This window comes from Streptomyces californicus, assembly GCF_000717645.1.
Lineage (GTDB): Bacteria > Actinomycetota > Actinomycetes > Streptomycetales > Streptomycetaceae > Streptomyces > Streptomyces californicus.
The window spans coordinates 140,957-164,310 of sequence record NZ_JNZZ01000002.1; the positions used below are offsets into that span (position 1 = coordinate 140,957).

General features: G+C 72.1%; 23 protein-coding genes. 18 read left to right on the forward strand and 5 right to left on the reverse strand.

Annotated elements, in window-relative coordinates; all coding sequences use genetic code 11:
- From IF19_RS0103115 to IF19_RS0103125, 3 genes are all read left to right on the forward strand, one after another.
- Positions 1-711 carry a LuxR family transcriptional regulator gene (locus tag IF19_RS0103115; protein WP_078580443.1) on the forward strand — a complete coding sequence of 237 codons (711 nt, stop codon included), beginning with the start codon at positions 1-3 and terminating at the stop codon, positions 709-711.
- Between the two features lie 96 nt (positions 712-807).
- Entirely contained in the window at positions 808-1,611 is an 804-nt protein-coding gene (locus tag IF19_RS0103120; RefSeq protein WP_030113810.1) for a LuxR family transcriptional regulator, read from the forward strand.
- Between the two features lie 210 nt (positions 1,612-1,821).
- Positions 1,822-2,988, forward strand: coding sequence for an MAB_1171c family putative transporter (locus tag IF19_RS0103125; protein WP_030113811.1), 1,167 nt, complete (start codon positions 1,822-1,824; stop codon positions 2,986-2,988).
- Between the two features lie 64 nt (positions 2,989-3,052).
- Here the strand turns inward: IF19_RS0103125 and IF19_RS0103130 are convergent, their stop codons facing one another.
- Genes IF19_RS0103130 through IF19_RS0103140 form a run of 3 tightly spaced genes read right to left on the reverse strand, consistent with a single transcriptional unit; the run spans position 3,053 to position 7,163 of the window.
- Positions 3,053-3,481, reverse strand: a complete 429-nt coding sequence (locus IF19_RS0103130) for a nuclear transport factor 2 family protein (protein WP_050493186.1) — start codon at positions 3,479-3,481, stop codon at positions 3,053-3,055.
- Positions 3,481-4,407 (reverse strand): NAD-dependent epimerase/dehydratase family protein, encoded by a 927-nt coding sequence (locus IF19_RS0103135; RefSeq protein WP_032747255.1) that lies wholly within the window; start codon positions 4,405-4,407, stop codon positions 3,481-3,483. The genes IF19_RS0103130 and IF19_RS0103135 overlap by 1 nt, the downstream gene beginning before the upstream one ends.
- Positions 4,404-7,163: a non-ribosomal peptide synthetase gene (locus IF19_RS0103140; RefSeq protein ID WP_030275911.1), complete on the reverse strand. Its 2,760-nt coding sequence runs from the start codon at positions 7,161-7,163 to the stop codon at positions 4,404-4,406. The genes IF19_RS0103135 and IF19_RS0103140 overlap by 4 nt, the downstream gene beginning before the upstream one ends.
- Before the next feature lie 273 nt (positions 7,164-7,436).
- Between IF19_RS0103140 and IF19_RS0103145 the strand changes: the two genes are divergently transcribed.
- On the forward strand, positions 7,437-8,375 hold the full coding sequence (locus IF19_RS0103145) for an ACP S-malonyltransferase (RefSeq protein WP_030113817.1): 939 nt from the start codon (positions 7,437-7,439) through the stop codon (positions 8,373-8,375).
- Positions 8,376-8,449: 74 nt separating this feature from the next.
- On the opposite strand, the gene IF19_RS0103150 is transcribed toward IF19_RS0103145, so the two are convergent.
- Both IF19_RS0103150 and IF19_RS0103155 read right to left on the reverse strand, forming a co-directional pair.
- Complete coding sequence (locus IF19_RS0103150; protein ID WP_158706237.1) at positions 8,450-9,391, reverse strand: 4'-phosphopantetheinyl transferase family protein; 942 nt, start codon at positions 9,389-9,391, stop codon at positions 8,450-8,452.
- A 118-nt stretch (positions 9,392-9,509) separates the two neighbouring features.
- A complete protein-coding gene (locus IF19_RS0103155; protein ID WP_157851892.1) occupies positions 9,510-10,922 on the reverse strand; it encodes a cytochrome P450 in 1,413 nt (470 codons plus the stop codon).
- 359 nt (positions 10,923-11,281) lie between these two features.
- Between IF19_RS0103155 and IF19_RS0103160 the strand changes: the two genes are divergently transcribed.
- The 14 genes from IF19_RS0103160 to IF19_RS0103225 all read left to right on the forward strand — a co-directional run bounded on the left by IF19_RS0103160 (position 11,282) and on the right by IF19_RS0103225 (position 23,277).
- On the forward strand, positions 11,282-11,536 hold the full coding sequence (locus IF19_RS0103160) for an acyl carrier protein (RefSeq protein ID WP_010058239.1): 255 nt from the start codon (positions 11,282-11,284) through the stop codon (positions 11,534-11,536).
- A 76-nt stretch (positions 11,537-11,612) separates the two neighbouring features.
- Positions 11,613-12,845 (forward strand): beta-ketoacyl-[acyl-carrier-protein] synthase family protein, encoded by a 1,233-nt coding sequence (locus tag IF19_RS0103165; RefSeq protein WP_030190764.1) that lies wholly within the window; start codon positions 11,613-11,615, stop codon positions 12,843-12,845.
- A complete protein-coding gene (locus IF19_RS0103170) occupies positions 12,842-14,032 on the forward strand; it encodes a beta-ketoacyl-[acyl-carrier-protein] synthase family protein (RefSeq protein WP_170757285.1) in 1,191 nt (396 codons plus the stop codon). Before IF19_RS0103165 ends, IF19_RS0103170 begins: the two co-directional genes overlap by 4 nt.
- On the forward strand, positions 14,029-14,997 hold the full coding sequence (locus IF19_RS0103175; protein ID WP_030113824.1) for a beta-ketoacyl synthase N-terminal-like domain-containing protein: 969 nt from the start codon (positions 14,029-14,031) through the stop codon (positions 14,995-14,997). Before IF19_RS0103170 ends, IF19_RS0103175 begins: the two co-directional genes overlap by 4 nt.
- Positions 14,994-15,875 carry an alpha/beta fold hydrolase gene (locus tag IF19_RS0103180; protein WP_030113825.1) on the forward strand — a complete coding sequence of 294 codons (882 nt, stop codon included), beginning with the start codon at positions 14,994-14,996 and terminating at the stop codon, positions 15,873-15,875. Before IF19_RS0103175 ends, IF19_RS0103180 begins: the two co-directional genes overlap by 4 nt.
- Positions 15,868-16,887 carry a thioesterase family protein gene (locus tag IF19_RS0103185; RefSeq protein ID WP_030113826.1) on the forward strand — a complete coding sequence of 340 codons (1,020 nt, stop codon included), beginning with the start codon at positions 15,868-15,870 and terminating at the stop codon, positions 16,885-16,887. The genes IF19_RS0103180 and IF19_RS0103185 overlap by 8 nt, the downstream gene beginning before the upstream one ends.
- 55 nt (positions 16,888-16,942) lie before the next feature.
- On the forward strand, positions 16,943-18,130 hold the full coding sequence (locus IF19_RS0103190; protein ID WP_030113827.1) for a beta-ketoacyl-[acyl-carrier-protein] synthase family protein: 1,188 nt from the start codon (positions 16,943-16,945) through the stop codon (positions 18,128-18,130).
- On the forward strand, positions 18,127-19,134 hold the full coding sequence (locus IF19_RS0103195; RefSeq protein WP_078580444.1) for a beta-ketoacyl synthase N-terminal-like domain-containing protein: 1,008 nt from the start codon (positions 18,127-18,129) through the stop codon (positions 19,132-19,134). The genes IF19_RS0103190 and IF19_RS0103195 overlap by 4 nt, the downstream gene beginning before the upstream one ends.
- 67 nt (positions 19,135-19,201) lie before the next feature.
- A complete protein-coding gene (locus IF19_RS0103200; RefSeq protein ID WP_030113829.1) occupies positions 19,202-19,996 on the forward strand; it encodes an SDR family oxidoreductase in 795 nt (264 codons plus the stop codon).
- Entirely contained in the window at positions 19,996-20,988 is a 993-nt protein-coding gene (locus IF19_RS0103205) for an alpha/beta hydrolase (protein ID WP_030113830.1), read from the forward strand. Before IF19_RS0103200 ends, IF19_RS0103205 begins: the two co-directional genes overlap by 1 nt.
- Positions 20,981-21,307, forward strand: coding sequence for a DsrE family protein (locus IF19_RS0103210; RefSeq protein ID WP_030113831.1), 327 nt, complete (start codon positions 20,981-20,983; stop codon positions 21,305-21,307). The genes IF19_RS0103205 and IF19_RS0103210 overlap by 8 nt, the downstream gene beginning before the upstream one ends.
- The gene (locus IF19_RS0103215) at positions 21,307-21,714 is read left to right on the forward strand and encodes a hypothetical protein (protein ID WP_030113832.1); all 408 of its coding nucleotides are present in this window, start codon (positions 21,307-21,309) and stop codon (positions 21,712-21,714) included. The genes IF19_RS0103210 and IF19_RS0103215 overlap by 1 nt, the downstream gene beginning before the upstream one ends.
- On the forward strand, positions 21,714-22,112 hold the full coding sequence (locus IF19_RS0103220) for a hypothetical protein (RefSeq protein WP_030113833.1): 399 nt from the start codon (positions 21,714-21,716) through the stop codon (positions 22,110-22,112). Before IF19_RS0103215 ends, IF19_RS0103220 begins: the two co-directional genes overlap by 1 nt.
- A gap of 73 nt (positions 22,113-22,185) precedes the next feature.
- Positions 22,186-23,277, forward strand: a complete 1,092-nt coding sequence (locus IF19_RS0103225) for a beta-ketoacyl synthase N-terminal-like domain-containing protein (RefSeq protein WP_030275915.1) — start codon at positions 22,186-22,188, stop codon at positions 23,275-23,277.
- Positions 23,278-23,354: the final 77 nt, after the last annotated feature.

Below are 23,354 nucleotides of genomic sequence, written 5' to 3' on the forward strand. Positions count from 1 at the left end.
GTGGAACAGGCACTGCTTCAAGCCAGAACGCTGATCGAGTCCACGGTCGTGCTGCACCGCCGTCGCTCGGTGGGCGACACGGTGCCGGTCGCGCGGACCGGCGCGGCTCACCTGGGCGAGTCCGTCGAGCGCCTGATCGCCCGGGGACACCACGCCGTCTCGGTCACTCTGGTCGGGCACGGTGAGTTCACCGAATCGGTCCTGCGGGTGCTGGGCGAGAACTCCGGCCGGGCGGTCGTACGCGTGCTGTGTACGGCCGAGATCGCGCCGGACGTGGCCGAGAGGCTGGCCGGACTCCCCCTCGAGCAGACGGAAGTACGGGTCTCCGACAGCGATCTGCGCGCCGTGCTCGTCGTCGACGGATTCACGGCCCTGATGCCGGCCAACTGCGCCGGTGGTGGCGAGCAGTTCGCCGTCGTCAACGACATGGCCACGGTCCGCGCCCTGGAGCTCCTCTTCGCCGGCACCTGGGGCGCCGCCCGCAGGCTGGCGGACCATCTGCGGCTCAGCCCCCGCCTGCGCCTGGAACTCGTCCGCAAGATCCTGGAGCGGCTGCGCGCCGGGCACACGGACGAGGCCGCCGCCCACGAGATCAATGTGTCGCTGCGCACCTACCGGCGGTACGTGGCGGAGATCCTGCGCGACCTCGACGCGATCTCCCGGTTCCAGGCCGGTGCCCGCGCGGTACAGCTCGGCCTGCTGCCCGCGTGACCGGCCGCGGCCGCCAACCCGGCCGCCCGCCCGTGAATCGCACTGAACAGGGTGCGCCGCCCAGGCGTGGGGCGCATCGGGAGAGGACGCGGAGACGTGCTGGACCGACGCGAGGACAAGCTCGAACTGGCGCTGCTCGAAGTGCAGGCGCTCATCGAGTCGTCCGTCGCCATGCACCGTGCGCACACGGCCCAGGAGCAACTGATCGCATCGGTCGCCGGTGAGTACGGTGCGGTGCTGGAGACCGCCCAGAACCTGATCAACGGGGCCACGCGCAGTATCGACATCGTTCACGCCCGGCGGCCGAGCGCGGCGGACCAGGCCGCTCGCCGGTCGGACCGGGCCGAGCGTGAACTGCTCCGCACGGCGGCCGACGGCGTAGCGATCCGTCTGCTGACCACACCGGCCCTCCTCGACGTCGACTTCGTACGCGAACAGTTCGGCAGGGAACGGCCGGTGGCGGTCCGCGTGGCACGGATTCCTCCGCTGCAGGCGGTGACCGTCGACGGCGTCGCCGCCTTCGTGGTCGCCGAGTCCGCCGTGGGCCGCAGGTGCTCGGTGGTGCGGGAACCGGAGGTGCTGCGCACGCTCCAGGCCTTCTTCCAGAGCGTGTGGAGCGACGCGACGCCCGCAGGGGACAGCACCGCCTTCGACGGACGGGGCCGGCCGGCCCTCGTCCACCGTGTCCTGGCCGCGCTGGAGAGCGGAGTCACCGACGAGATAGCGGCCCGCGAGAACGCCGTGTCCGTGCGGACCTACCGGCGTCATGTCGCCGAGGTGATGGCGTACCTCGGGGCGAGTTCCCGCTTCCAGGCCGGAGTGAGGGCCGCCGAACTCGGCCTGCTCCCGGCCTCGCGCCCCTCCCCGGACCGCCCTTCGCGCGGCCGCCCGGACAGCTGAGCCCGCCGGGCCCACGGGGAGCCGGGCGGCCAGGGCCACCCGGCCGACCGGCCGGGAGCGTGCCACGGCCGCTCCCGCGACCGGTCGGACGTCGCGATCCTCCCCCTCGTGACGACGGCTCGGCACGGCGGGCCGGCGGCCGTGCCGAGGGGGAGAACACCGAGATCGACTGAGCCACGTGTCCGTGCGGCACCGGTCGGGAGCCATGCTGTGAACACCGTGAAAACGCTCTGCTTCGTCGTCGCGGCGCTCTTCTCCTACGCGGCCCTCGCCTACCGGTCCCTCCAACTGCGGCGCGGCCGCCACGACGGCTCCCGCCGCGTCCTGGTCGTCACTCTCGTCTTGCAGTGCCTGACCTTCTCGATGGGCATCGTCGCCACCGTGAGCGACAGCTTCCTGGGGGTCCCGAACCTGGCCGTGCTGGTGATGCACGTCTCCGCGGTCGCGTTCTGCGTGGGCGCCCAGATCATCCTGCTGCGCTGGGCGACGGAAGAGCGGGAGGCCAGGCGCGGGGCCCGCCGCTGGATGGCCACGGGCCTGGCCCTCTGCACGCTCCTGACCGGCCTGTTCCTCCTCGCCGACGGCCCGGGCCGGCCGGCGTCGGACTTCAACACCGGCAGCGGACATCCCTCGGTGCTCGTCTACCTCCTGGTGTTCATCACGTCCCAGACGGTCCCCTGCGTCACCATCCTCCGGCAGTTCCGGATCTACGCCCGGTCGACGCCCAGGGCCCAGGTGCGGCAGGCGCTGCGACTGCTCTCGGCCGCCGCCGCGATCCTGTTCCTCTACTGCGCGGCCAGGGCCGTCAACGTGCTGACCGCGGCCTGCGGGATCGACATCGGGGCCTGGCAGGGCGCGGCCTCCGTCCTCAGCGCGGCGGGCATCGTCGTCCTGTCGCTGGGGCTGACCACGCCCGCCTGGGAGGGCGCGGCGGCCGGTGCGGTCCAGTGGCGCTCCCGCTACCGCGCCCACCGGACCCTGTACCCCCTCTGGCGGGACCTGTACGAGTCCTTCCCGGGCATAGCGCTGGAGCCGCCCCGCTCCGCCTCGGTCCTCCACCTCCGCTACCGGCTGCACCGCAGGACCGTGGAGATACGCGACGGGCGCAGGGCGCTGCGGCCCTACACCGGCCCCGCCGGCGAGGACGCGGCCGGAGCGGAGGCCGGCGACGAGGAACGGCAGGCGCTCGCCGAAGCGACGCGGATCAGACGGGCGCTGCACGCCCGACGAGCCGGCGCCCGTCCTCACGACAGCAGGGACGCAGGGGACTTCGGCCATCCCGACACGGTCAGCTTCGCCGCCGAGGTGGCCTGGCTCACCAAGGTCGCGTCGGCGTACCGGGAACTCGTCAGGTCGGAGGAGCGGCCGACCGGGTGAGGTCCGCACCCCTCCTCCTTCTCCCGGCGGCCGTCCCCGCTCTCCTGGAGACCACCGGCCGCTCTCAGGACTCGATCAGCCGAACGAACCGCACCGTGTCGAAGATGTCCTCCATCCGGACGGCCCTGCCGTCGCGCAGCGTCCAGGAGTGGACGAAGTCGAGCGTCTCGGTGCGGCCGCTCAACGACGTGACCCGACGTACGCCGAACACGACCACACGGTCGCCCGAGGTGATGAACTCCCTTGGTTCCAGGCGCATTCCGCCCAGCACGGCCGGGACCCCGGCCAGGAACTCCCGTACGCCGGCGTGCCCGTGCCTGGTCCCGCCGAGGCCGTGATCCGCCATGCCGGCGGGGTGCACCCACTCGATCGCGGGGTCGAGCCGCGCCAGCAGAGCCTCCACGTCGCGGCGGTGAAAGGCGCGGTACGCGGCGTGGATCGTCGCGAGATGGTCCGTCCCGTGCGGCACGGGCGGGTCCGCCTCCGTGTTCATCAGCGCTCCAGGTGCCGGGGATGGAGTGCGTCGAGGGTGCGGCGTATGCCCTCGCGCCAGGTCGTCGCGCAGGGGCCGGTCAGGCTGCGGCGCAGCGTCGGGTCGAACCGGTAGGTCTCCCGGGTCACCTCGCTCTCCACGAGCTTGGCCGGGACGCCGGTCAGGTGCTCCAGGTGCCGCAGGCAGTCGGTCATCCCCACCGATTCGTCGCCGCCCCAGTTGACCAGGGTGGACGCGACCGAAGCGGCCTCCCACAGGGCGGGGACCTGGGCCACGAGGTCGTCCGTGTACAGCGGGGAGAACCAGTTCTGCTGCCCGTCCAGCGGTACGGGGATGGTCTCGCCGGCGAGCATCCGCCTGAAGTACAGCATCGGCACGCCGCCGTAACCACCGGGCCCGTAGGCGATGTTCAGCCGGGCGATGGTGGTGGGCAGGCCGAGCATCCTGGCGAACGTCCGCACGGTGCCCTCGGTCGCGATCTTTCCGACCGGGTAGGCGGGCAGCCAGTCGGCCACCCCGTCGACGGGATCGGTCTCGGTGTACGCGTGGTCGAGGGTCTGCCGGGCGTAGACGGCGCCGCTGGAGATGTAGAGGAACGCCTCGGCGGTCCGGCAGTGCGCCATCAGCCGCCCCGCGGCGACCGAGTTCACCTCGATGGCGGCGTTGAAGTCCCCGTCCTCGCCGCGGCGGACCGCGGAGTGCACGACGTGGGTGAAGTCCCTGGGCAGGCCGATGAGGCCGTCCCGGGCGACGTCGTCCATGTCCCAGCGCCAGGTGTTGATCCCCCGGACGTTCAACTGGCGCTCGACGCCCGGCGTGCCGAACCTGCCCAGGCACCAGACCTCGTTCCCGGCGGCGAGCGCTTCGGCCAGGGGGCGGGCCACCTGGCCCGTGCCGCCCGTGATGAGGATCTTCCCGGCGTTCACGGCCGTCCCTCCGCATCGCCCATGGCCCGGTCGAGTTCCCGGCGCAGGACCGCCTGGAACGCGGCCACGTGGCGGGGGCCCATGAGCGTGTAGTGCTCGCCCGGCACGTCGACGTAGCGGTTGGTCCCGGTGGCGTGCTCGTCCCAGCGGCGCAGTTCGTCGCGCAGCCAGTCCTCCTTGGAGCCCCGCAGCGGGATGGCGTAGAAGACGGTCATGGACCGGACGCTGCCGGTCGGCTCGTAGTCGCGGCCGAGACGCGTGAGGTCGGCCGCCAGTCGCGCCCAGGCCCCGAACTTGCCCGGATCGAGGTCGAGTTCGGCGGTCCTGCCCGCCGGGGCGAGGTCGAGGAGACGGGAAAGCTGCTCCTTCTGCGGCAGCCCCCGCAGCCGCCCGGGCAGCTCGACGGACCGCTTCCTGTCGATCAGGCCCAGGAAGAAGGCGAGGTTCACCGCCGTCTCGACGAAGTCGAGCTCGTTCATCCGGCGTCTGATGTGCGGGGGGAGGTTGAAGCTGCCGATGAAGTCGACCCGTTCGCCGGCGGCCTCCAGGACCTTCGCGATCTCGAAGGCCACCGCCCCGCCGAAGGAGTACCCGGCGACGGCGTACGGTCCGTGCGGCTGACGCTTCCTGATGGCCGCCACATACGTCTCGACCATCTCCGCGAAGGAGGTGAAGGGCTGCTCGCCCTCGTTGAGGCCGCGGGCGCGCAGCGCGTAGAAGGGGCGGTCGCCCACGAAGTACTGGGCGAGGTTGACGAAGACCAGCACCTCGCCGACCCCGGGGTGCACGCAGAACAGCGGGGTCTTCTCCCCGCTGAGCTGCATCGGCACGACGGGGTCGTACGGCTGCCGCTCCGGCCGTAGGCCCGCGGAGAGCTTCGCGGCGAGCGTGCGCACGGTGGGGGCCGTCAGCACGTCGATGATCCGCAGACCGTGGGCGCCCAGGCGCTGGGCGGCCATGGTGCGCAGCCGCAGGATGTCCAGGGACGTCCCGCCCAGGTCGAAGAAGTTGGCGTGGGCGCTGATCGAGCCCGGACCGGTGTCGAACAGCTCGGCGTAGATTTCGGCCACCGCCTGCTCGGTCCCGCCCTCGGGGGCCGTGTAGCCGCCGAGTCTGCGCCGGGTGACCTCGGCCACCCGCCGTACGACGTCGTCGTAGGCGCCCGCCTCCAGCCGTTCCCGCATCAGCGCGCGCCGGATCTTGCCGAGGCTGGTCTTGGGGAAGGCGTCCTTCGGCAGCGGAAGGATCAGGGACGGCCGGAACCCCCAGTGCATGACCGCGGTGGCGCGCACGGCGGCCAGCGCGCGGAAGAGGTGCGTGTCGTCGTCCTGGTCGGCCGTCTCGCGCGGGTGGTGGAAGGCGATCACCAGGTGTTCCGTGTCGCTTCCGGCGGGCCGAGTCGGGAAGGCGGCGACGTACGAGCGCGCCACACCGTCCAACTCCGCGAGCGCGGACTCCAGTTCGTGGCTGAAGTAGCTGACCCCGTTGACGACGACGCTGTCCTTGCTGCGTCCCACCAGGGTCAGCCGGCCCGTGTCGATCCGTCCGAGGTCGCCGCTGCGGAACCAGCCGTCCTCGGTGCGGGACTCCGCGGTCGCCCGTTCGTCCCGGTGGTAGCCGGGGCTGATCATGGGGCCGGACAGCTGGAGCTCGCCGACGTGGCCCGCGGGCACCGGCCGGTCCTGCTCGTCGACGACGCGGATGCTCAGCCGTTCGACGGGCGCCCCGAGGTTGGCGAACTCCGCGCCGGAGTCCGCTTGCGGGAAGTGCAGGGAGTAGATGCTCCCCGCGCAGGTCTCGGTCATCCCGAAGGCGGGCCACAGCGCGTCGGGCGCCAGGCCGTGGGCCGCGAAGCGCTCCAGGAAGGCGCGGCCGGTGGCGACGACCACGGCCTCACCCCCACTGACGATGTGCCGCATCCGGCTCAGGTCGAAGGTCTCGGCGCCGGGACGGGAGGCGGTCAGCAGGCCCAGCAGGAAATTGGGGGTGAAGGTCATCGTCACGCCGTGGCGCGAGACGAGCCGCAGGAACTCCAGGGGCTCGCCGAGTACCACCGCCGACTCGACGTGCAGTTGGCGGCAGCCCGCGTACATCGGCAGCAGATGGCATTCCAGCAGGGCCGCCACATGGTCGAAGGAGATCCAGTTGAGGGTGGTGTCCGCCGGGGTGAGCCGGTGGTAGCCGTTCTTGCCCGCCATGGCCGCCAGCAGGTTGGCGTGCGTGAGGGTCACCGCCTTGGGGCTGCCGGTGGAACCCGACGTCAGGACCAGCACGGCCGTGTCGCCGGGCGCCGCCTCGTGCAGCTCGGCGGCCGGCTCGTGCCCGTACAGCGCGTCCAGGGTGATGACACGGACGCCGTCCACCCGGGGGAGTTCTGCGGCGAGCCCGGCGTCGGTGAGCACCAGAGGGCGGTCCAGCAGGCGGTCCACATGGCGCAGTTGCGTGGTCCAGCGCTCCGGATCGCCGTGGACCGGAGCGAGCGGGCAGGGAATGAGGCCGCCCAACACGCACGCCCAGAACGCGGTGAGGAATTCCTGCGGATTCTCCAGGCACAGCACGACTCTGTCCTGTGCGACGGCGCCCAGGGATCGCAGGGCGGCGAGAATTTCGCGGGACCTGGTCGACAACTCCGCATAACTCTGGGAGACATACGGATCCGCCGCACCGCCCTGACAGTAGTCGAGGCCGGAATCCGGCTGGTTTCGCGCAGCCCGGGTCAGAAGGCCGGCGATATTGCGTGGCGGCGAATCGGTCACGTTCTCTCCGGTCCTCTCCGTTCCTGTCGCACGTCGGCCGGTCGTGCGGGTCTCGGGGAGAACAGTAGGGCCCGCTCGCCGCGAACGGCGCGAGATGGCATCGAGTGGACAGGGCGTGACATCTAGTGGACACGGGCCCCGCAGCCCCGCCGGGGCCGATCGTGGCACCTTCCTGAAAGAACCCTTGCGGACGGCCTGTCTCAGCACCTTTCATGAACGGCCAGCAATCCACTGCCAGCCCCTGTTCGGGCAGGCCAGTCAGAAGGCGGTTCCATGATTGATCCACCCATCGGGCTGGTATTTCCCGGCCAGGGCACCCAGCGGCAGGGTATGGGTGAGGTGTGGCGGGAAACCCCGTCGTGGGAGCTCACGGAGCGCATTTCCGAAGCAACCGGGGAGAATGTCCCCGAGCTGCTCCTGAGCACGCCCACCGAGCAGTTGCGGCGCACCGATCTGGCGCAGCTCACGGTCTTCTCGGTCGCGGTGATGGCCCATGCCGAAGCGGTACGGTGCGACGCCCTCGGCGGCACCGTCGTCGTCTGCGCCGGACACAGCCTGGGCGAGTACGCGGCCCTCACCGCGGCCGGCGCGCTGAGCGTGAGCGACGCCGCCGTCCTGGTGGCCGCCCGGGGGCGGGCCATGAGGGACGCCGCCGAGCGGCGGTCGGGCACCATGGGGGTCCTGGTCGGAGCGCCGTTGGACGAGGTGGAGGACCTGGTCGCCGTCGTGCGGGCGGCCGGCCCCGAGGTGTGGGTCGCCAACGTGAACGCCCCGGGCCAGACCGTGGTGTCCGGGTCGCCCGAGGGCGTCGCGCTGGTGGAGGAGTACGCGCACTCGATCGGCGCGAAGATGATCCGGCTCCAGGTGGGCGGCGCCTTCCACAGTCCCTACATGGAGCCTGCGGTGACGCCTCTGCACAGAGCGCTCAAGGACACGGCGTTCGCCTCCGCGCACCTGCCCGTGGTCGCCAACGTCGACGCCGAACCGCACGGCGGCGACGCCGACTGGATCGATCTGGGCGTCAGGCAGCTGACCTCGCCGGTGCTGTGGGAGCGGAGCGTGCGCACCATGAGCGGGGCGCTCGGCTGCCGCAGGCTGGTCGAACTCGGGCCCGGGAAGACGCTGACGGGGCTGATCAAGCGGATCGACCCCGAGATCGAGGCCGTGTCCCTGAACGATCCGAAGACGCTCCGGGCGAGCGCCGCCTCCTGAGGCGCGAGAGCGCGACGGGGCCGCCGGGAGGGAACTCCCGGCGGCCCCGTCGCGTCGGGCCGGCGCGACGCCTCTCAGCGCCCGCTGAGCGGAACCGGCGGCCGGACTTCCCCGGTGAGCAGGACGGGGACGGCGCTCACCACACTCGCCAGCGCCCCCCGCCGCTTGTCCGCCAGGTCCAGCACGTGCAGTCCCTCGAACCGGCTGCGCTGCACCGAGGTCCCCGACCCGGCGGGGGCCGGCGGCAGCCCGGAGAGGTCGACCTCGCGCATCGTCGCCCTGGACGTCCGGCCGACCTTGACCAGGGCCTCCTTGCGCACCCACTGCCGCATGAAGACGCCCTGCGGGTCGCGGGAGCGGCCGGAGACCCGCAGCTCGCGCTGTGTCAGCACCTGTTCGAGCACCGAGGGGGCCACGCTCCTGCGGCCCAGCAGCTCGACGTCGACCCCCACGGCGGCGGGGCCGGCCGCGGCCGCCACCACGCCCCGAGTGTGCGAGAGGCTGACCTGTACGTCATGACGGCCCGGCACGTACGGTCTGCCGTGGCCGTGCTCCTCGCACTCGTCGCAGTACTGGGCCAGCTCGATGTCGTCCGCCGCGACGCCCAGGGACCGCGCCGCGCACAGCCGTACCAGCAGGTGCGCCGCGACGAAGTCGAGCCGTGACGCCTCGTGCCGGAACCGCGCGGCCCGCCGCCGCTCCACCTCAGTCAGCAGGCTTTCGCGCGCCGCCGGATGGTGGAGGACCTCGGCGGTGGTCGACACCGTCGCGTACGCGGCGGCGACCGGCCCGGACCCCCGCCGCGCCGGGTGGGCGGCCGGCGTTCCGGAGCGGGGCGAAGCCTGCTGGAGCGGCTTCCCGGCGAGCGAGCGGCTGGCCGACGCCAGAATGGCGTTGACCAGGTCGGCGGAGGTGTCGAGGGGCATCCCGTGGTCGGCCGGGGCGAGCGACCGCGGAGCCTCGGGGAGGCCCCGGGCGCCTGATCGGATGACGGGCCTGACGTCTGGTCGGGGCATGAGGTGCCTTCCGTGTCCGGGTGCTGAGGGTCGGGCCGACGGCCGCCGCCCTCCTCTCATCTGGGGGCAGTGGCCGAACGGCCGGCCGGCGGCGAGGGGAGCGGCGCGCGGTCGGGGCCTACGAGCCGCCGCCGTACGGGCAGGTAGCGGGGGTCTCGCCGGGCGCCGGGCTCTCCCGCGCCGGCGGCGGGCTGTCGGGCGCGGCGGGCGTCGTCCGCCGTTCGACCCGCATGGGCAGACTGCCCCGGGGACGCAGGGTGACCATCGGCTCCATGACCGGTGACGCCCCCGGCACGCTGCTCAGACGCACCCGCTGCGCGAGCGTCACGAGCGCGATGTGGCCGTTGAGCAGGGCGTGGTGGTTTCCGATGCAGACACGGTGACCGGCCCCGAACGGCAGATAGGCATGCCGGGGCAGCCCCGCCTCGCGCTCGGGCGAGAACCGCTCGGGGTCGAACCGCTCCGGGTCGGGGAAGTAGTCCGCCCTGCGGTGCAGGGTGTACGGGCTGAACACGACGGCCGCGCCCGCCGGGAGGACATGGCCGAGCACCTCCACGTCGACGGTCGCCTGCCGGGTGAACATGTAGACCGGCGGGTAGAGGCGCATGGTCTCCTTGAACACCTGCAGGGCGTAGGGGAGCCGCGGCAGATCCTCCAGGGTCGGCATCCGGCCGCCGAGGACGTCGTCCACCTCCGCGAGGAGCCTGTCGTAGACCTCCGGGTGCTCGGCGAGAAGGTGGAAACTCCAGCTCAGCGCCGTGGCAGTGGTCTCGTGGCCGGGCATGAACATGTTGAGCGCCTCGTCCCGGATCTGCCGGTCGCCGATCGGGGTGCCGTCCTCGTACGTGGACTCCATGAGGAGGTTCAGCCAGTCGTCGGGCCTCCGGACGGCGGCGCGGCGCTCTGCCAGCAGGGCGTAGAAGGTCCGCTCCAGACGCTCGATCGCCCTGCGGTAGCGCAGGTTCGCCGGGGTCGGCCACTCGATCGTGAGCGGGATCAGGGCGCTGGCCTGGGAGTCGAACCCGTGGATGGCGTCGGTCAGGGCGTTGCCCAGTTCGTCGGCCTCGCCCAGCACGTCCCTGCTGAAGAGGTTCTGCCCGACGATGCCGAGTGTCACCGCGACCATCTCGCGCCGGACGTCGACCACGGCCCCGTCGCTCCAGCGGTCCGCGACGGTCCGGGTGACCCGCGCGGCGATGTCCGCGGAGGTCTTCACGGCGGCGGAGTGGAAGCGCGGCTGGATCATCCGGCGGTTCGGCTTGTGCTGTTCGTTCGTCGCGGTGAGCAGGCCGTCGCCGAGCAGGGGCCGGGCGAAGGAGCGGAACCGGTCCGTCTTCTCGAACAGACCGCCGTTCCTGATGAGGATCTCGTGGACCAGCTCGACCGAGTTCGCGAGGTAGAGGTCCTGGCCGGCGATCGTGTAGACGCCGAGGTCTCCGCACTCCGCGAACGTACGGGAGAACAGCGCGAGCCGGTCCCGTTTGAACTCCCAGGTGTTCCCGATGAGCGCACGGCCGGGAAGACGCGGCACGCGCGAGGTGGGTGAAGCGGCGGACCGGTTCATGAAAGCCCTTCCGTGGACCGTCCTGAGGCGTGGTGGCTCCGGAGTGCCAGGTATCGAAACACGGTCCTCCCGGCGGGGGCGACGACGGCACAGCTTGCTGCCAGGGTCGGCAGCTTGCTGACATCCCGGGGGCCCCGGTTCCCTGCCGGTGCTGTCAGTTAAATGCCAGCGGGGCCGAAAGTCCGGCCGCTCCCGGGCGGGCTGGCAGGTAGTTGTCGGTCCGCTTGTCGTGCCGAAACCCGCTGAATAGCTTGATGGTCATGCGAGGGGCCTCTGCACGCCATCTCGTCTCCCGTCGGTTGAGCATCAGAAATGAGGGGTCCACTGTGTCCACCGTGACTGCGGAGCGTCAGGAAACCATCAAGGAAATCGTCTGCGACATCCTTGAGATCGAGCCGGACGACGTCACCCAGGAAAGCCTCTTCAAGGAGGACCACGACGCGGACTCGCTGCGCGCCATCGAGATCCTGGCCTCCCTGGAGAAGGCCTTCAACGTGGTCATCAACCAGTCCGAACTCGGCCGGATGGTCAACCTCAAGGGCGTCTACGAGGTTGTCGCGGAATCGGCCGACTGGAAGTAGCGGCAAGTGGCGCTGCGCCCGTGGATGAATGACCTTTTGGCGGTAGCCGCAGGGCCCGCCATATATGGGGGTGAATATGTCTGACGTATCGTCGAACAGAGTGGTCATAACCGGGCTCGGTGCGGTCTCCGGCATCGGACTGGGGACCTCCGAGTTCCTGGCCGGACTTCGTTCCGGCCGCAGCGCCGCCAAGCCCATCACCGCGTTCGACACCGAGGGGTTCGAACACGCCAACGGCTGCGAGATCGTCGACTTCGATCCAGGCAAGTGGATCCGCAACTTCGACATCGAGGACCTGGGCCGGGCGAGCCAGTTCTCGGTCGCGGCTTCGAGGATGGCGCTCGAGGACGCCGACCTGGACGAGGAGTACCTGGCCGCCCGGAGGTGCCTGATCTCCATCGGCACCACCGACGGCGAGTCCAGGGACCTCGACCAGCTCGTGGAGACCGAGGTCCGCGAAGGACCCGAGCGCATGGACCGCCGGGTCGCCGCCCGGGTGCCGGCCGGACGCCTGTCGGCCACCGTGGCAAGGGAGTTCAAACTCACCCAGGTCGAGGCGGTGACGCTGCCCACGGCGTGCGCCGCGGGTAACTACGCGATCGGCTACGGCTACGACGCCATCCGCACGGGAGAGGTCGAATTCGCCCTGTGCGGCGGTGCCGACGCCATGTGCCGGAAGACGTTCACCGGCTTCTACCGGCTGGGCACCATCGCCCCGGAGGTCTGTCGGCCCTTCGACGTCAACCGCCAGGGCATCCTGACCGGTGAGGGCGCCGGAGTCCTCCTGCTGGAGAGCCTGGAATCGGCGCTGGCCCGCAACGCCCGCATCTACGCGGAGGTGCTCGGCTACGGCCTCAACTGCGACGCCTACCACCCCGTGGCCCCGAACCAGGACAGCGTGGCGCAGTGCATGCAGCTGGCGCTCGACGGGGCCGGCGTCAAACCCGAGGACGTGGACTTCGTCTCGGCGCACGGCACCGGTACCAAGGCCAACGACGTCACCGAGGCGCGGGCGATCCGCCAGGTCTTCGGCGACGACACCCCCCGGACCGTCTCGATCAAATCGATGCTGGGCCACAGCATGGGGGCCGCGAGCGCGCTGTCCTCCATCGCCTGCGCCCTGGCGATCACCGAGGGCTTCATTCCGCCGACCATCAACCACGTCGAGACCGACCCCGAGTGCAACGTCGACTGCGTCCCCAACGAGGCCATCGAGGCCGATCTGCGGGTGGTGCAGAACAACGGGCTCGCGTTCGGCGGCAACAACTCGGTCGTGATCTTCGGCAAGTACGAGGCGGTGCGCTCATGACGGAGCCCCTTACGGCGGACCCGCTCGCGGCGGGCACCCCCGTGCTGCCCCACGCCGTCGTCGGAGTCGGCGCCGTCAACAGCGTCGGCGGATCGGCGGACGAGGTCTTCGACGCCCTGTGCGCCGGCCGCACCGGCCGCGCGGAGCTGCGCGGCTTCGACCGGGGCCGCTTCCGGGCCCAGCACGCGTACGAGATCGACGACCGGCCGGAACCGGGAGCGGACGTCACGGGCCGGGCCACCCGGTGGCTCATCCGGGCCATCGAGGAGGCGGCCCGGGACGCCGGTCTCGGGGACGACCTCAGCGAAGTGCCGATCCTGGTCGGCACCGGGCTGCGCGAGCTGCGCTCCGCCGAGCTGGGCTGGCGGGACGGCGCCGCGTTCGACGTGTCGGAGCTCCACTTCGGCACGGCGCTGCGCGAACGGTTCGGCGCGGTACGCACCTACACCTTCTCCAACGCCTGCTCGGCCTCGCTCTACGCGCTGGCGATGGGCAGCGATCTGCTGGCCGCCGAGGGGGCCGACACCGTCATCGTCGCCGGCGTCGACACCCTCACCGAGAGCATGTACGGCCTGCTGGACCGGGTGCACATGCAACCCCCGGACCAGGTACGGCCGTTCGACAAGGACCGCAAGGGCGTCCTGATGGGCGACGGAGCCGCCGCGATCGTCCTGCGGCGCGGTGACCAGGCGGCCGGCTCCGCCGTCCGCGGCCTGCTCCGGTCGGTCTACGTCAACTGCGACGGGTACCACGTGACCGCGCCGGACGTGGCCGGGGTCGCGGAGGCGCTCGTGGGAGCGCACCGGCTCGCCGGGGTGAAGTCCGAGGACATCGACCTGGTGATGCTGCACGGCACCGGGACGCTCCTCAACGACGAGGCCGAGGCCCAGGCGATCGGCCAGGTCTTCGGCGCCCACGCCGGGAACCCGCTGATGACCGCGGTGAAGTCGATGACCGGCCACACCTCGGGCGGCTCCGGCCTGCTCGGTCTGATCGTCGCCCTGAGCTCGCTGGAGTCGGGCAGGGTCCCGCCGACCGTCGGGCTGCGCGAGCCGGTCGAGGAGGCCGCCGGCTTCCGCTTCGTACGAGGTGAACACGCGGAGGCCGATCTGCGGCTCGCGCAGGTGAACGCGTTCGGCTTCGGCGGCGTCAACGCCGTGGCCGTCGTGGAGAGGGCGGAGAAGTGAGTACGTCGGACGTTCTGGTGACCGGTGTCGGCCTCGCGCTGCCCGGTGTCGACGGACCCGCGGACCTGCTGCGGACCGGGCCCACCGGCGGGGAGCCCCAGGTGGACCCGGCGGCACGGCTCGGCAAGCGGGGCCTGCGCTACAAGGACCGGGCCTCCCAGCTCGCCCTCTGCGCGGCGGCCGACGGACTGCGCGCGGCGGGACTGCTGACGGACGCCCTCACGGTCCCCGGCACCACGGTCGGTGTGGTGGCCAGCTCCAACCTGGGCAACCTGGACACCGTCTGCGAAGTGGCGGACGGGATCAAGGAGACCGGTGTCGACGGCATCAGCCCCATGGGCCTGCCGAACGCCTCCAGCAACGTGATCGCCTCGACGGTGGCGATCCGCTACGGACTGCGCGGACCGAACCTGATGGTCTGCAACGGAGCGACCTCCGGGCTCGACGCGGTCCACTGGGCCGCCTCCTCGCTCGCCGCGGGACGTGCCGAGCGGTTCGTGGTGATCGGCGTCGAGACCGACAACCGCTACGTCCGGGGGCTGCTGGGCGACCCCGCGGGGCAGCTCCTCGACGGGGCGGTGGCCCTGGTGGTGGAGCGGGCCGACGCGGCCGCCGCACGCGGGGCCACCGGCAGCGCCGTGCTCGGCCGGTACGCCCGGGAGGGCGGGATCGACCAGTGCCTGGAGCGGCTGGTACCCGAAGGGGGCGAGGCGCCGGGCAACTGGTTCGTACCGGAAGGCCACGGCTCCGGCGGCCGGCTCCCCGGGGACGTACCCCGGACGGACCTCAGCGAGGTGTTCGGCAGCGCCTCCGGCGCACTGGGCGTGCTCCAGGTCGCGGCGGCCGTCAGCTGGTTCGGCTCCGGTGAGCCGGACGCCGGCGGCCGGGCGCTGGTGATGGCCGGCACCGGCCGGGACGACGCGGTGGCCGGACTCCTCCTCGCCTCCGCCGGGCCCGGGGCATGAGCGGGGCAGTTCCGCCGGTGACCGTGTCCCTGCGGAAGCCCGGTCGCGGGGCGTCGCCGCTGCGTGTCCTGATGCTGCACGGGCTCGCCAGCGGGGGGAACGTCTGGGACCGGTACCTGGCCCTCTCCCAGGACCAGCCGTACGAGATGTGGACGGCGGAACTGCCGTGGCGGGCGGAGCAGGCGCGGGGCTGGACCGAGAGGTCCCCGGCCCACTGGGTGGAGCGGGCGATGGCCCAGGTGCCCGACGGGCCCGACGTGGTGGTGGCGCACTCCTTCGGATCGTGCGCGCTCCTCGCGGCGCTGGACGGCCAGGGCTCGGACCCGGACCGCCCCGACGACGAGGGGCCGGACGCGTTCGCCCGGCACCGGCTACGGGGCGTCGTCCTGGTCTCCCCGTTCTACCGCGCCACCCCCGAGGAGTTCACGTGGGAGTCCATCTCCTACTACCTCAACGGATTCGACCGCATCCTGGCGGAGGGGCTGCGGGTCCAGTCCGGCGGCCGGGTCACCGGCGAGCTGCGGCAGGACATGGCTCTGAAGGTGCGCGAGAGGGTGGGCCCGTACGGCTGGACCGCCTTCTTCGACACCTACCTGCGAACCCCCTACCTGCGGACCGAACGCCTGCGGGGCCCCTGCCTGGTGATCGGAGGGGAGGCGGACTTCTCGTCCTTCCCCTCCGACAGCGAGGCGCTCGGGGCCGCGCTGCCGGACGCCACGGTCAAGATCCTGGGCGACTGCGGTCACCTGGCGATGATCGAGCAGGCGGCCGGGTTCGCCGAACTCACCAACGACTTCCTGGAATCCGCCGCGTCCCGGCCACGGCCGGCCCGGCGAGCGAAGCCCATCAGCCCACGAGGGAGCGGTACAGATGACTGAAGTGACCACCGAGGCCGTGAAGGCCCTGCTGGAGACCGAGACCAGCCTCCGGGTGCGGCCCCGCTACGAGGGCTCCAACATCAACACCTGGATCGGCTTCAAGCACGTCAACTACATGGTCGAGGAAGCGGTCCTGGAGCACTTCCGGGCATCCGGCCTGGGATCCCGCCTCCTGTTCGAGGAGCACGGCCTCGGCGTCGACCTCGTCGACCTCGACACCCGGATCCTGCACGCCTTCCACCAGGACGACGAGGCGCGGGCGCTCGTGGCCCCGCGCACCAAGGGCGACGCCGACGTGCTCGGCTTCGACGTCACGCTGTACGTCGAGCGCGACGGCAAGGAGCTGAAGGCCGTCACCTCCAAGGTGAAGGTCTCGCTGCGGATCGACGGCTACCTCGACCGGGTCGACGTACCGGAGCCGCTGGCCCGCTTCGCCGTGGCCGGGCTCGGCGGCGGCGCCCAGGCGGGCCCCCACCACGGGGCCGAGGTGACCGAGGCGGCCAACACCGCGCTGTCCGCCGGCCGCGGCACGACGGGTGCGGACGACCCGGTCCTGGCCCAGCTCATCGGCGGCGACAACGCCTTCGGCTGGAAGTGGCGCATCCCCTACCCGTACTGCCACTTCAACGAGCGGCTGGCGATGTCGGGCTACCTCCGGCAGGTCGAGGAGGTCGTGGACCTCTTCCTCGCCGACCGGGGCATCTCGATCAAGACGCTCCTGGACGACCGCAAGTGGATCCCGGTGGTGCCGCGCTCGCACATCCAGTTCCTCGGCGAGGCGCTCATGGAGGAGGACCTCTACACCGTCTTCACGGTGGAGGAGGTCTTCAAGGACTTCACCTACACCGCCAGGACGGACTTCTACGTGGTCCGCGACGGTCGTCTGGTGCAGACCGCGACCGGCCGGATCACCCACGGCTACGCGGTGTTCCAGAACCGCAGCGACTGGAGCCTGGTGAGCTTCGACGACCACGTGATCCGCGCCTTCAAGGGCGAGGCCGCGGCCGGCTGACCCCGGGACGGCCGCGCGCAGCCCCACCTGAAACCGCACCCCGGAGAGGGAACCGATGGACGATGTGCTGATCACCGGTATGGGCGTGATCTCCCACCTGGGCAAGGGAGTCGACGCATTCTGGAAGGGGCTCTCGGCGGCGCGGAGCACGCCGACCACGGCCGCCGACCCGTTCGCACGCATGAGCCTGCCGCTGATGTACGAGGTCCCCGCGGAGGACGTCCCCGCAGGCCCCGAGCGCCACGGAGACCTGGTTCTGGGGCGCGGCTCCCGGCTGGCCGTCGAAGCGGCGCGCCAGGCGGTGGCCGACGCGGCGCTGGAGGGCGTCGCACCGGACCGGATCGCCGTGGTCATCGGCACCGGGATGGGCGACTCGGGGCTGCACGAGGACTGGCGCTCGGGGACCGGGCCCGAGGGCGGCCACTGGTCGCCCACCTTCTCGGTCGCCTCGGCCGTCGGTTCCCTGTTCGGGGCCGAGGGGGCGAACTCCAGTGTCAGCAACGCCTGCGCGGCCAGCGGCTTCGGGCTGTCCATGGCGGCCGACCTGATCCGCACGGGCGAGGCCGACGTGGTCATCGCCGGCGGGGCCGAGGCGTACTCCCGGGTCGCCCTCGCCTGCTTCAACCGCCTCGGCGCGATCGACCCCGTGCGGTGCAGGCCCTTCGACCTGCACCGCCAGGGAACCCTCTTCGGGGAGGGCGCCGGGATGGTGATCCTCGAGTCGGCGTCCCACGCCCGGGCCCGCAGCGCCCCGCAGGTCTACGCCAAGCTGTCCGGTACGGGGTGGAGCTGCGACGCCTTCCACACGACGGCGCCGGAGCCGACCGGGGCCCAGATCTCCCGCGCGATGCGCGAGGCCCTGGCCGAAGCCGGGGCCGGCGGCGACCGGGTCGGCTGCGTCATTCCGCACGGCACCGGCACCCAGCTCAACGACACCGTCGAGAGCCAGGTGCTCAACGAGGTGCTGGACGGCGGCCGGGACGCCCAGGCGCCCGTCTACAGCCTGAAAGCCCTGCTGGGGCACACCGGCGGAGCCGCCGCCGCGCTGGCGGTGGTGGCGGCGGCCCAGATCCTGCACCGCAAGACCGTCCCGCCGAACATCGCGCCGGACGAGCAGGACCCCGCCTGCACGATCCGTCTGCCCCTCGACGAAGCGCCGCTGGAGGGGGAGTTCGTGCTGGTCAACGCCTACGCGTTCGGCGGCAACAACGTGTCACTCGTACTTGAGGAGGCGTCGGCATGAGCGCGACGCGCAGCGCCCCGGACCGGGTCGGCGACCTGGTGGTCTCGGGCATCGGAGTCGTCACACCCTGGTCGGACACCCCGGCCGACGCGGCGGTCGCGACCGGCCGGCCGTCCGAACCGGGCGACTGGTTCGACCACCGTGAGCGGCTCGGCCGCCGCGGCTACAAGTACCTGCCCACCGCCACCCAGTACTTCCTCGCGGCGGCCAGGAGCGCCCTCGCCGACGCGGGGGAGACGCGCCCCGATTCGGACCTCGCGGACGAGCAGCGGCGTGGTGCGATGGTCGGGACGAACAGCGCGGCCGTGGCGCTGCACGAGTCGATGGACCGCACCGTGATGGCCGAGGGCGCCGACGCGCTCAGCCCGGCCACCGCGCCGTACTTCTCCATCAACCTCTTCGGCAGCCGGCTGGCCACCGAGCACCTGTTCCGCGCCTTCAACCTCACGCTGACCTCCCCGCGGGTGGCGGGCCTGGAGGCGCTGGAGACCGGGACCAGGTCCCTCGCGGCGGGGCGGGCGTCCTGGCTGCTGGCCGGGTCCACCGAGGAGGCGCTGCCCGCCGGGCACCCCGGCGCCGCCGCTTCCGAGCGGGGGGCCGTCGCCCTGGTCATGGAGCCCGCGGCGAGGGTGCTGGAGCGGGGCGCGGCCGGCTACGGCCGCTGCCGGGCCCGCAGCTTCTTCCTGCCGCCCGAGGTCGCGGCCGCGCCCCGGGGAGCCGACCGCGCACGGGAACGGATCGACTCCGCGCTCACCGCGCTGGGCCTCCGCCCCGGCGACGCGCACCAGGTGATCGCCGTGCTCGACGACTCGCCGGTCTCCGCCGCCGTGGCGGCCGCCGTCGGGCCGCGGGCCAAGCGGGTCCCCGCCGGATCGGGGGCGTTGGAGCCCCTGCTGCAGATCGCCGGAGCGCTCAGCGATCTGTCCGGGCCCGTCGTGGTCGTCACGGCCGCACGCGAAGGCAATCTGGCCGTCGCCCTGCTCACCCCGGCGGACGCGGTCTGATCCGCCCGTCACCACCGGGCCCGTCGACCGACGGCCTGCCCCGACGCGAAGAAAGCAGAAGAGAGTCATGACGAAGCCACTTGAGGGCACCTGGAACCTCGTCCTCGGAGCTTCCAGCGGGATCGGACTGGCCACCGCCAAGGCCCTCGCGCTGGAAGGGGCCAACATCCTGGGGGTGCACTTCGACACCGCCGAGGGGCAGGAGAGGGCCGAGGCGGCCGCGGCGGAACTGCGATCGGCCGGGGTGGCCGCGCACTTCTTCAACCTGAACGCCGCGAGCGCCGCCACCCGGTCCGAACTGGTCCCGAAGATCGCCGAACTCACCGGCGGCCGCCCCCTGAAGGTCCTGCTGCACTCCCTGGCCTTCGGAAGCCTCTCGCCCTACCTGGCGGACGACCCCTCCCAGGCGCTGACCCAGCGTCAGATGGACATGACGCTCAACGTGATGGCGCACTCCCTCGTGTACTGGGCCCAGGACCTGCACCGGGCCGGGCTGCTCGGCGGCGGCTCCAAGATCTACGCGATGACGAGCGCCGGCGACCAGAAGGTCACCGCCAGCTACGGCGCCGTGTCCGCCGCCAAGTGCGCGCTGGAGTCCCACGTCCGGCAGCTGGCGCTCGAACTCGCGCCGAGCGGGGTGGCGGTCAACTCGCTGCGGGCCGGCGTGACCCTGACGCCGTCGCTGGAGCGCATACCCGGGCACGAGAAGCTGGTCGAGCTCGCGGCGGGGAACAACCCCCACCAGCGGCTCACCCGGCCCGAGGACGTCGCCGAGGCCGTCGTCCTGCTGTCGCGGAGCCACTCCTCCTGGATCACCGGGAACATCATCGGCGTGGACGGCGGAGAGGCGCTGACCACCTGATGCCGCTCCCCGACCCCACCGCCCCCGCCGAAGAGGAACGGGACGGCGAGAAGCGCGCCCTGCCGCTGGTCGGCGTCCTCCCGGCCGTCGTGCTGGCGGCCCGGCACGCGTACGAGCTCTACCACCCGCCGCGGTCGAAGCCCGGCCGCACCCCGCGCAACAAGAACCTGCCCATGCGCGAGTTCACCGTCGTCACCCGCCGGGACCGGATCACGCTCCGCGGCTGGGAGGTCCCCGGCGAGGGGCCGCACACCGTGGTGCTCTGCCACGGCATGGGCCGGACCAGGTCCAGCACCCTCGGGCACATCGAGATGCTGCACCGGGCCGGCTGGAACGTCGTCGCGTACGACATGCGCAACCACGGGGAGAGCGGCCGGGACAAGCGGTACGGCAGCATGGCGGAGCGCTACACCGAGGACCTCGCGGACGTCCTGCGGTGGGTGCGGGCGGAACCCGGCCTCGGCGGGGGAGAGATCGCGGTCTACGGGTTCTCGTTCTCCACCTGGGTGGCCCTCAGCGTGCTGCGACGGATCGATGACCGCATCGCGGCGGTCATCTGTGACAGCGGCCCGGCGTTCGACATCGGCTCCGCCCTGAAGAAGTTCGCGGTCCTGCGGAGGTCGGCGCTGCCCCGCCCGGTGCGCGGGGGAGCGGCGTTCTCGGTGTACCGCGCCTGCTTCAGCGCCCTGTGCGGGCACATGCTGGCCGTCCGCTCCTGGCCGCCGGACCTCAGCCGGTTCACGACCCGGCTGATGTTCGTGGCGGGCGGACAGGACATCGTCGTCCCCGCCTCCCAGATCGCCCCGGCCGCCCGGCACTACCCCGACTCCGAACGGTGGACGGCGCCCAACGCCCTGCACATGAACGGGCTGAGGTTCGACCGGGAGGAGTACCGCGAACGCGTGCTCGGCTTCCTGGCGCGCAGCTTCGGCGAGGCGGGGCCGGCGGACCCGGAGGGGCCACAGGACAAGAGGGTCGACATCCATGGATGAGTATCTGCTGATCGAGTCCCAGGGCCCGTGGGGCGGTCCCGGCGCGGACCGTTTCGTGGCCGACGCGACCAGGCTCCGCAGAGCCGGTCACCGGGTCGCGCTGTTCCTCGTCGAGAACGGTACGTCGGCCGCCTTCACCGGCGCCGACGAGGCACTGCGCGAACTCCTGGAAGCCGGCGGCCAGGTGTGGGTCGACGCCTTCTCCACGACCCACCGGGCCTTCGCCCCGGACCGGCTGCTGCCCGGAGCCAGGCTGGTGGACATGGACGAGGTGGCCGGGAAGCTGCTCGAACCCGGCGTACGAGGGGTGTGGCACTGATGGACCGACGACTCCCGCGCGCGGACGTGCTCCTGGCGATCATGGGGCCTCCGCACATCAGCGACATGGTCACCAGCGCCGTCCGGCTCGCCCAGGCGCTGCTGGAACGCGGCGCCACCGTCCACATCTGGACCTGCGGCCACGCCACCGGTCTGACCAGCGCCGCCCTCGGCGACTCCAAGCCGCGCAACGTGGTGAACTGGTCGTACGACTACCCCTCCGGCGCGGCCCTGGCCGCCGAGCTGCTCGACGCCTTCCCCGACCGGCTCAGCTGGTACTCCTGCCGCTTCTGCACCGAGGAACGCGGCTCCGCGCCGCACATCGCGCGGATCAAGCAGCGGCCGCCGTTCAAGTTCACCGAGCACCTGGACGCCGTGGACTCCGCACTGTTCCTGGGGGTGTGCTGATGAGCGAGGACGGCCGCAGGCGGCTCCTGATCATCGAACGGGCCTACCGGGGCGCGCTGGAGACCCAGTTCGCCGACGTGCTCTACCTGGCGCGCGAACTCAACCGGCAGCAGGGCGGCACCGACATCCTGCTGCGCGGGCTCGCCGTCACCTACGCGGCGGCCGGGGCCCGGCCGGCTCCCACCGTGGTGGCCGGCGGCCGGACGGTCGACACCCTGCCCGACCCCAGGCGGTCGGTGCGCACCCTGATCGAGGAGGGCGCGGTGATCTGGGCCGAGGAGGACGACATCGCCCTCTTCGGGACGGGCCCCGACTGGCTGCTGCCCGGTGTGCGGCGGGGCGGCCCGTCGAACCCCCTGCCGGCCTGGTCCACGTACCGGGGCGTCTATTTCCTGTGATCCGCCCGACCGGCGCCCGGCAGCCGGCGCCCCGAACCCAGTGATCCCGAAAGTCAGCGAAGGAGCACGTCCCATGGAAGTTGCCACTGCCGTACGCGGCCCGCTCATCACCGCCTGGTCGGTCGTCTCCCCCTTCGGTATGGACGACTCCGCCTTCGGGAACGGGCTGCGCTCGGGCGCCGCCGCCGCCACGGAGCTCGACCCCGGGCAATGGAAGGTGCCGTTCGACAGCGCCTGCCTCGTGGAGGGGTTCAGCAACCGCGAGGTCCTGGGCCGCAAGGGCACCCGCTCGATGGACCGGGTGACCGGCCTCGCCGTGGCCGCCGTCGGCCGGCTGCTCCAGGACGCCGAGGGCGAACGCATCTCCGGTGTCGGCCAGGACGCGGCCCTGGTGCTGGGCACCAGCACCGGCAGCGCCCAGAGCATCATGGACTTCACCCGTGACTCGCTGGTCCAGGAGAAGCCCTTCTTCGTGGACCCGATGCGGTTCCCGAACACCGTGATGAACTGCGCCGCAGGCCAGTCGGCGATCTGGCACCAGCTCAAGGGCCCCAACACGACCATCGCGGGCGGGCGGGCCTCCGGGCTCCTGGCCCTCAACTACGCCCTGCGGCTCAAGAAGTCGGGTCACGCCGGCACCGTTCTCTTCGGCGCGGTCGAGGAGTTCTCCTCCGCCAGGGCCTGGCTGGAGTGGCACACCCGCGGCCAGGACGAGAGCGGCACCGTCCTCGGCGAGGGCGCGGCCGTCCTGCTGCTGGAGTCCGACGAGGTCGCCGAGCAGCACGGCCGGGACGGCCTGGCCGAGGTGCTCGGCCTGGAGTGCGGCGTCCACCACGAACCCGGCACCGAGGCCACCGTGCTCGCCGACTGCGTCCGGCGCGTCCTGGCGAGGACCGGCGTCCGGCCCGACGAGGTCGGCTACCTCTCCACGTCGGGGGCGGCCGCCGAACGGGACGCCCTGGCCGAGGTGCTCGGGGACCACGAGCCCGAGCCGGTGCGCTGCTCCGAGCTGATCGGCGACACCCACGCGGCCGCCGCCGCCTTCCAGATCGCCGCGGTACTGGTGGCGGCGGAAGGGCGCGACGACGCCAGGGGCCGGATCGCGCTGATCACCTCCGTCGACCGCGACGGGGTCGTCGGCTGCGCCGTGCTCCGGCTCTGCTGACCCTCGTCCCGACCCCCGAAGCCCCCGTACGGCCGACCCCGGTCCGTACGAACCACACAGACCCGTACGAACCACAC

Bases quoted from the DNA above. Each gene is read 5' to 3' on its own strand.
- IF19_RS0103130 (WP_050493186.1), bottom strand. From the start codon at position 3,481: ATGAACACGGAGGCGGACCCGCCCGTGCCGCACGGGACGGACCATCTC.
- IF19_RS0103145 (WP_030113817.1), top strand. From the start codon at position 7,437: ATGATTGATCCACCCATCGGGCTGGTATTTCCCGGCCAGGGCACCCAG.
- IF19_RS0103150 (WP_158706237.1), bottom strand. From the start codon at position 9,391: ATGCCCCGACCAGACGTCAGGCCCGTCATCCGATCAGGCGCCCGGGGC.
- IF19_RS0103165 (WP_030190764.1), top strand. From the start codon at position 11,613: ATGTCTGACGTATCGTCGAACAGAGTGGTCATAACCGGGCTCGGTGCG.
- IF19_RS0103170 (WP_170757285.1), top strand. From the start codon at position 12,842: ATGACGGAGCCCCTTACGGCGGACCCGCTCGCGGCGGGCACCCCCGTG.
- IF19_RS0103180 (WP_030113825.1), top strand. From the start codon at position 14,994: ATGAGCGGGGCAGTTCCGCCGGTGACCGTGTCCCTGCGGAAGCCCGGT.
- IF19_RS0103185 (WP_030113826.1), top strand. From the start codon at position 15,868: ATGACTGAAGTGACCACCGAGGCCGTGAAGGCCCTGCTGGAGACCGAG.
- IF19_RS0103190 (WP_030113827.1), top strand. From the start codon at position 16,943: ATGGACGATGTGCTGATCACCGGTATGGGCGTGATCTCCCACCTGGGC.
- IF19_RS0103195 (WP_078580444.1), top strand. From the start codon at position 18,127: ATGAGCGCGACGCGCAGCGCCCCGGACCGGGTCGGCGACCTGGTGGTC.
- IF19_RS0103200 (WP_030113829.1), top strand. From the start codon at position 19,202: ATGACGAAGCCACTTGAGGGCACCTGGAACCTCGTCCTCGGAGCTTCC.
- IF19_RS0103205 (WP_030113830.1), top strand. From the start codon at position 19,996: ATGCCGCTCCCCGACCCCACCGCCCCCGCCGAAGAGGAACGGGACGGC.
- IF19_RS0103210 (WP_030113831.1), top strand. From the start codon at position 20,981: ATGGATGAGTATCTGCTGATCGAGTCCCAGGGCCCGTGGGGCGGTCCC.
- IF19_RS0103215 (WP_030113832.1), top strand. From the start codon at position 21,307: ATGGACCGACGACTCCCGCGCGCGGACGTGCTCCTGGCGATCATGGGG.
- IF19_RS0103220 (WP_030113833.1), top strand. From the start codon at position 21,714: ATGAGCGAGGACGGCCGCAGGCGGCTCCTGATCATCGAACGGGCCTAC.
- IF19_RS0103225 (WP_030275915.1), top strand. From the start codon at position 22,186: ATGGAAGTTGCCACTGCCGTACGCGGCCCGCTCATCACCGCCTGGTCG.